Raw genomic sequence first — 7943 nt, 5'->3', positions numbered from 1 at the left:
TGAGTGACTTTTTGTGGTTTTTAACCAAATTAGGCATTCTGGGCACAATGCGAATTCTTAATCGCAGTTTCCCAAGCTGATATTGTCGGTTGCATGCCTAATTCACTAAAGGTAAAACTATGTCTTTGCAGAAAGTTTTGGTCGGCTTAACCCTGATTTGTAGTTCTGGTATCAACATAATTATAAAGCAGCACAAGCATGTTCACCCTAAGATCTTACTGATTGCCTTACTGCCAATTATCCGTTCCTCAAATTGTTATTTTCATTTAATAAGGGTCGAATCCGTGAACATCGCCGCTGCAAACACAATAATAGTCAAGCCAGCAGGCCAATCAAGTTGAACAGAGACCAACATAGCGATACCGACAAAAAGCAACGAAGTAAAGGTAGTAATCAGTACCATACCTTTCATTGAGGCAGTCCATTGTGCAGCGACCGCAGCAAGTGGAGTTAACATAAGATTAACCCCACAACCTGAATAAGTAACACTACTTTGACAGCGATAATCACCAATAGTAAGCGGTCTAGCCAAACAAAGGGCGGACCGCGCAGGCTCATAAACTCCGAATCTAGAGCAGTCGCAATCATGGATTTTCACAAAACAATTAATACCACTGCGACTATACTTAACCCAATCGCCATCATCCAAAAACGCTCTGGGCCCGTTGTCAAAATTGAACCAAGCAAAAAGCTTATTAACTGTACGCTATGGCCTGGGGTATGAGCGATAAATGGGATCCCTATCGCCATTCCAATTGCCCAAACCGCACCGATTATGGCATCTTCACAACTATGACTTTTTACCAAAACTCCTTTTACAACGTCAACTACAGTTGATATTCACCAGCCCTTTCAGGTTGGAACGTCACTTGTATGATTTTAATCTTTAAATTTCCACCACCGGGTTTCGGCCATTCAATCTCATCACCAATAGAAAGACCAAGCAATGCGCTACCCACAGGCGCTAAAATTGAAATAGTTGTTCCATTCGATTCCATGTTTTTTGGATACACCAACGTCAATTCAAACTCTTTATTTGTAGCTTCAACAATAAACTTAACCGTTGAGTTCATGGTGATAATATTGTCTGGAACATCTTTAGGAGCAACAATCGTTGCGCGTGTAAGCTCTTCTTCTAGTTCACTCACACCAGCGATATCAGCTTTAGGAAGCGAATCAATTAGGTCTTCTAGTCTCTTCAAATCCAACGAAGAGATCGTTATATCAGGTCTTGTTATCATTATTTCCTCATTAACTATTTACAAATTTTGCTTAGTACTTGAAGTAGTTGCTGTACACAAATCACATACCACTACCGTCGCTGATAGTACGTCTGGCAATCTGTAATAGAAAGCCAAATGAACTACTATATTATTAACCTAAGATGCTTCGTGTAAGCTGATATTAAAATCAGGTAATGATGATAGTTATCATAAAAACATTAATAATTGCACATTCGCCAAATAAAACGCACCAAAACAAAACAAAACAAAACAAAACAAAACAAAACAAAGCAAAGCAAAGCAAAGCAGTAATAATGCACAAAAATGTTGCGAATGTATGTAACATACACTGACTAATGAAATCTCTCGACGGAGTTGTTTAGGATAACTAATGCGTAACAATATGCCCATCACCAACAAAGAACAGACCTTTGATCGCGATACAAAACTCATCACTGTCACTGATAAGACAGGCATTATTCTCAGCTGTAACAAAGCATTTGTGGACATCAGCGGTTTTGAAGAACATGAACTAATCGGCCAGCAACACAATCTAGTTCGTCACCCTGATATGCCTGCACAGGCATTTAAAGTTATGTGGGAACACCTAGATGCCGGCAAACCTTGGATGGGCATGGTCAAAAACCGTTGCAAGAACGGTGATTATTATTGGGTAGATGCGTATATCACACCCGTAACAGAGAATGGAACGGTGATTGGGTATGAATCTGTTCGCTCATGCCCAAACCGAGAAGACGTGGATCGTGCCGATAAGTTGTACCAAAACATCAATGCAGGAAAACACGTCAAAACCAGCACACCTATTTCGCTTCCCAACTTGTTTCTTGTGCTTGGATTAGGCGTATATGCAGCACTGTTCGGTACGGGCTACACGATGGCGTCACAAATCGAGCTATTGCTCACTGTGCTTATTTACGCTTTTTGGACGTCAGCTCAAACCAAATCCACGTTTGGTGCCTTGAACGCCATGTTAAAGCACTCTTTTTCGCACCCTATAGCGGTTAGTTCTTACACAGACGACAATGGCGCAATTGGCGAGCTTAAAGTTTCTATATTAAGCCAACTCGCGCATTTAGACACTGTGATCACTCGTATTGAAAGTGCGGCTGCAGATGTAGCAAGAGAGTCTGAAAAAAGCGCGTCGTTAACTAATTTGACGCAGCAAGCCATTGCCAGTCAACAAACCGAAACTCACCAGGTCGCTACCGCCATTAATGAAATGACGTCAGCCATTACCGAAGTATCCAAACACGTTGGTGATACAGCCACCCACGCTGAAACCGCCAATCAACTCGCCACAAACGGTAACCAGGTAGCAAACATCACGCACAGCGCAATCATGAAGCTCAAAGACACAGTGCAAGAAATTGGTCGTTCCGTGCATGGTGTTTCAGACCAAACAACAAAAATTGCCCAAGCTGCACAAATGATTGAACAGATTGCTGAGCAAACGAACTTACTTGCATTAAACGCGGCCATCGAAGCTGCTAGAGCCGGCGAGCAAGGTCGTGGCTTTTCAGTGGTGGCGGATGAAGTGCGCAATTTAGCCCATCGCACACAAGAATCCACCAAAGAAATTTATACCATAGTGGAGGAGCTTACCGAACGCGCTGACAATGCCGTGAAAATCTCCGAAGATGGCTCAAGAGATGCGGAAGAAGGCTTAAGCCACGTTATTGAAAGTGGTGAAATGCTTGCAGGCATCTCAAAAGCGGTGAGTCAAATCGCCACCATGTCCACTCAAATGGCCACGGCGGTAGAAGAACAAGCCTACGTCGCAGGCGACATCAAAACACAAGTTGCTAATATCTCAGACCTTGCTGACAGCAGCACACAAAGCTCTGATGAACTGTTTGACACCATTACCTACTTAAATAATATCTCGGATGAATTGCACGAGCTTGTTGTTCGATTTAAAAGGTAGTTAATAATGAAAAATATTCTGAACGATTTAGGTCTGCTGTATCAGGCCATGATGGATTCGGCTGCCGACGCCATTGTTGTTATCAATGAAAAAGGCATCATTTTGCATTTTTCTAAATCCGCAGAAGCGTTATTTCAACGGTCCGTCGAAGAATGCACGTATCAAAATGTTAATATTTTGATGCCTGAACCCTACAAGCACGCCCACGATTCCTACCTAGACAATTATCATAAGACTGGCGATGCCAAAATCATTGGCAGCGGGCGAGACGTTAAAGGCATCAAAAAAGACGGCACAGAATTCCCCATGCACTTATCTGTTGGTAAGGCCGTTATAAAAGACCATATTTATTACATTGGAATTTGCCATGACCTGTCAGACTACAAACAAACCCTTTCAGCAAAGCTCCAGCTCGAATCTCTGCAAAATGCGCTGTTCGATGCCGCCGTAAACGGCATTATCACCATCAATATCAAAGGCATTATCACCAGCTTTAACCGAGCCGCTGAAGCCATGTTTGGCTACACAAAAGAGGAAACAATCGGTCAAAACGTCAAAATGCTGATGCCCTCTCCCTATCATGGTGATCATGATAGTTATTTACAAAACTACTCTAATACAGGTAAAGCCCAAATAATTGGCACAGGTAGGGACGTTCCAGGGCGTAAAAAAGATGGCCGTATTTTCCCGATGCGCTTGTCGATTGGTGAAGCTAAAACAGAACTTGGAACAAATTTCATTGGTATATGCCACGATCTAACGGATTATCAAAATGCCCTAATTGAACTTTCCCAAGCAGAGCAGCGCTATAAAAGTATTGTTGAGTGCCAAGGGCAGATCATCTGTCGTTTGGATACGGACTTTAAACTCACCTTTGCAAATCAGTCTTTCTATGATGTTTTTGAGTGTACGAATCAAGAAGTCGTTGGCTTAAATTTTGTTAACTTTTTATACGGTAACAAAAATAATATGAAGGATACGCTTCATACTATTTCTAGCAGCCAAGATGCAACGCAAATCAAATGTAACGCAACCATGCGCCGAAAAAGTGGTTTACTGCAAGTTGAATGGTGGTTTACAAAAGTGAATAACCATTTGGGCTTAAGTGAAATCCAAGGATTTGGCATTGATGTTTCAGAAAAGGAAGAGGCACTCAGAGAGGCGGCATTCCTAAAAAATCATGACACCCTTACAGGGCTTTTAAATGCAGAGGCCTTTTTCTTAAGCTTACAAAAATGGGCATCCACGGAGCGTTTCGCCATTTTTTATCTTGATTGCAATCGCTTTAGCATGATTAATAATCGTTATGGTATAAACGTAGGCGATCAAATCCTTACCGAGATCGCAGACAGAATAAAAAGTAATACCCATCAAAATATACTGTTAAGCCGACCCAGCTCTGATGAGTTTATTATCGCCGTGTTTGTAAATGATGCCACAAGGGCAAATAATATTGCTGAGGCTGTTCTAGAAAAGGTCAATAAACCCTATTTAATAGACAAAAAAGAGATACGTATCAGCGGTAAAATCGGTATTTCTATCTATCCTGATGATACAAAAAACATAGATCACGTTGTGCTACAAGCACAGTCTGTACTATCGAAAGCCAGAAGCAGTCAAAACGACATCGCTTTTTATGATGAAAAATTTAATGCATGTTTACAGAGACAGCTTGATATAGAGCAACGACTTATAGTCGCACTTGAACAAGATATTCTGAAAGTTCACCTACAACCTAAAGTCAATCTATACACCGATGAAATAATAGGTTACGAAGCATTACTACGCTGGAACGACCCTGTACTTGGTCGTATATCACCGGTTGAGTTTATACAAGTGGCCGAGAAAATGTTGCTAGCAAAAGAAGTTGATCGTTATGTTTTAAAAACAGTATTTAACTGCTTAAGTCGTTGCCTTAATGACAAGAGAAAAGTACTTCCTATCGCTGTCAACATTACCTCTTCTCATTTTAATGACGCCGCCCTAGCTAGTTACATTTTCTCGTTATCTGACGAGTTAGAAGTACCCCTCACTTATTTAGACTTAGAAGTGACGGAAGGTGTGCTGCTTGAGATGAACCAGCAGGTTTTAGACAACCTACACTCACTAAGATTGAAAGGCATTGGAATCTCCTTAGATGATTTTGGAACAGGCTATTCGTCTTTAAGTTACATTCGTAAACTTGCTGTTGATGAATTAAAAATAGACAAAAGCTTCGTGGACGATGTGCATGGAGAAGTAGGTCAGCGCCTGGTAGCAGCGGTTATTGATATTGCAAAAGCCGTGAACTTAGAAGTAATCGCTGAAGGAATAGAGACTGAAGCACAACGGCAAATTCTTATGAAATTAGGCTGCCGTATTGGACAAGGCTACCTGTTTGCAAAACCAGACTATATATGCAAAGTGCTGAATTTAACAAAAGCTTAAATTACAAATAATCATGCCATCATTAGTAAGCTAAAGCCCTTCTTTCTGATTGATTGGAGGGCTTACGGACAAATTGTTACCGTTTTCTGTTTTGGAAGGTGTTAAATGCAAGTTCTCTTAATCATCACTGTATTGTATAAGTCGGTTACGTCCTTGAGCCTTTGCTTGGTAAAGCGCTATATCTGATTTTTTAATTAATGAATCTAGTTCCTTATCTTGAGGTGTTAGCGTAGTAAAACCAAGAGAGACGGTTACATTTAAGGTCTTGCCCAATGGCGTTTCTATGTCCAACCTTTCGACTGTATTACGTATTCTTTCCGCTACACGTGCGGTTTCATCATCTGACTGTTCAGTAAGCAGGATAATAAACTCTTCTCCACCAAAGCGAGCAAACAAGTCAATGTCACGTAAACACTTACCAACTTCATTGGTAAGAAGTTTTAATACTGTATCTCCTACATCATGACCATAGTTATCATTAACTTTTTTAAAGTAGTCAATATCAAACATAATGATTGATACTTTACCGTCACTGCACTTGGCACGTTTAAACTCAGTATTAGCTTGTTCGTAAAAGTGACGACGATTACTGACGTTTGTCAATGGATCAATATTAGCAAGTGTTTCTAATTTTTTTTCCAGCTTTATACGATCACTTATGTCGAATACGCTAGCACGTGCAACAGCAAAATTATCTCTTTCACTTTGTAATGATCTAACAGAACTGGATGCATGAAAACTACTCCCATCTTTACACTGCATCTCCAGGACTTCATTCTCTATCTTTCTTTTTACCTTTAACTCATCAAATAATTCGTAAAAGCGGCCTTTACTCTCGTTCTTGAGAAAATCTACAAAAGATCGTCCTATGACCTCATCTCGTGAATACCCTAACCAGTCAAGCTCAGTTTGATTGATACGAACAAAGAAACCATTTTTATCTAAACTGTGATAACCACACGGAGCATGATTGTACAAATCATCCAGCTCCTTTTGCTTTATCAAACGAGCTTGTTGTTGAGTTAATAAAATGGCGACCAGTGCAGCTAACCCAGCAACAAAAAGGGTTATAAGAACAAAAAATAACTGCCCAAGAGGCTGATACAAGATAGATTGTGATTTTATATAGTCATTAGGTATGTAAACGACTATCTTCCAATCACTGTTTGACAGTGATGAAGGAGAGAACAGAGGATAATGATCGGCTTTAAAATGACCGTGCTCTGACTTAGCAAAATCAAGAGGTTCAATACTCTCAAACCGAAACACGCCCTGCCCAGTGAAAACAGTCCCTGAAGCACTAGAAGATATCTTAGGCCAAGCCTCTGGATAAAGACGAGAAAATGTATGTTCTGGACGACCTAAGTCGGCCCCCCATTCGTTGATACGCTGATGATTACTTAGCCAATAACCATCAGGATCTATAAGCATTCCTTGTTGACCTACGCGTTGAGACATTTGGTAGCGGAAATTATCTAACATTCCTTTAGCTAAATAATTTACTACTAAAACACCTGCTCTATTACCTTTTGAATCTATTACTGGAGTGGCGATGCGTAGCATGGGTTTGTGAGGTTGTTCAATTTGACCTTGCTCTATGTTGAGATCTAACTGAGACACATACACTTGGTGATCAGACAATCGGTTTGTCTCATTAAAATAGTAGCGTTGGGACTTATCCTGTAAATCTGCCAAAGGCACAGCAACACCTTGACCTTTCTCGAAATTTACTCTGATCAATTCAAACCCTTCGTTGCTAAGCAAACGAATTTGGTCAAACCGGTGGAAGTTAGTTGAAATATTTATAAAACTCGACTCTAGAGACTCTCTGTTTTCTTGTGTCCTATTTGTCACAAACTTTGTTAACAATACAGAGCTTTTTAATGCAGCCAGTAAATGTATCTGCTCGTATATTTCCTTTTGTACCTTCTGTTTTGCTGCCACCACAGAAATTTCTTCAGTAGCTAAAATTTCATTTTGAACGCCATGATAATATTGGGAATAGATAGGGTAAGAAATAGCCAAAAACGCTATTGAAAATAAGAAAAGCAGTACAAAAAAACGCTTAAAGATCATTTTTACCATTCCGTGTAAATATTTTTGTAATTATAACAGCATTTAGACTGTTAAACGTATGAGCACTGTCTTCTTCGACTGTCATCTTGCACTTTTAAAGTGCGCCTTACCATTTAATTGCTGCCTTGCACCTTTAAAGTGCATTTTACCATTTTATTGTTGTCTGAATAAACTACATAGAGTGGGATACTTCCTTTAAGGAAGATGCGAATAAGTCCCGCGCATGAGACAATTCATTTTTAACCTTCGAGCCTGACCATGTCACATCAACT

General features: G+C 40.2%; 4 protein-coding genes and 1 pseudogene. 2 read left to right on the top strand and 3 right to left on the bottom strand.

Translation table 11 applies throughout. The features are described 5' to 3' along the window. Positions 1 to 262: 262 nt before the first annotated feature. Together J9B83_RS16045 and rnk are read right to left on the bottom strand one after the other, a co-directional pair. Positions 263 to 750: pseudogene (locus J9B83_RS16045) on the bottom strand (metal ABC transporter permease). A 77-nt stretch (positions 751 to 827) separates the two neighbouring features. Continuing rightward, positions 828 to 1241: a nucleoside diphosphate kinase regulator gene (gene rnk, locus J9B83_RS15355; protein ID WP_211537679.1), complete on the bottom strand. Its 414-nt coding sequence runs from the start codon at positions 1239 to 1241 to the stop codon at positions 828 to 830. A gap of 373 nt (positions 1242 to 1614) precedes the next feature. Here rnk and J9B83_RS15350 point away from each other — a divergent pair, with 373 nt between their 5' ends. Together J9B83_RS15350 and J9B83_RS15345 are read left to right on the top strand one after the other, a co-directional pair. Next, on the top strand, positions 1615 to 3168 hold the full coding sequence (locus J9B83_RS15350) for a methyl-accepting chemotaxis protein (protein ID WP_211537678.1): 1554 nt from the start codon (positions 1615 to 1617) through the stop codon (positions 3166 to 3168). Positions 3169 to 3174: 6 nt separating this feature from the next. Then, positions 3175 to 5595: an EAL domain-containing protein gene (locus J9B83_RS15345; RefSeq protein ID WP_211537677.1), complete on the top strand. Its 2421-nt coding sequence runs from the start codon at positions 3175 to 3177 to the stop codon at positions 5593 to 5595. A gap of 117 nt (positions 5596 to 5712) precedes the next feature. Here J9B83_RS15345 and J9B83_RS15340 read toward each other — a convergent pair whose 3' ends face one another. Next, on the bottom strand, positions 5713 to 7671 hold the full coding sequence (locus J9B83_RS15340; RefSeq protein WP_211537676.1) for a sensor domain-containing diguanylate cyclase: 1959 nt from the start codon (positions 7669 to 7671) through the stop codon (positions 5713 to 5715). Positions 7672 to 7943 lie beyond the last annotated feature (272 nt).

Origin of the sequence: Marinomonas vulgaris, assembly GCF_018145875.1 — a bacterium.
Lineage (GTDB): Bacteria > Pseudomonadota > Gammaproteobacteria > Pseudomonadales > Marinomonadaceae > Marinomonas > Marinomonas vulgaris.
The sequence above is the reverse complement of the archived record's forward strand: the minus strand, read 5'-3'. Positions and strand labels throughout refer to the sequence as shown.

What these genes read in the sequence shown, in the direction of transcription:
- J9B83_RS15340 (WP_211537676.1), bottom strand. Translation starts at nt 7,671, where the DNA reads ATGATCTTTAAGCGTTTTTTTGTACTGCTTTTCTTATTTTCAATAGCG.
- rnk (WP_211537679.1), bottom strand. Translation starts at nt 1,241, where the DNA reads ATGATAACAAGACCTGATATAACGATCTCTTCGTTGGATTTGAAGAGA.
- J9B83_RS15345 (WP_211537677.1), top strand. Translation starts at nt 3,175, where the DNA reads ATGAAAAATATTCTGAACGATTTAGGTCTGCTGTATCAGGCCATGATG.
- J9B83_RS15350 (WP_211537678.1), top strand. Translation starts at nt 1,615, where the DNA reads ATGCGTAACAATATGCCCATCACCAACAAAGAACAGACCTTTGATCGC.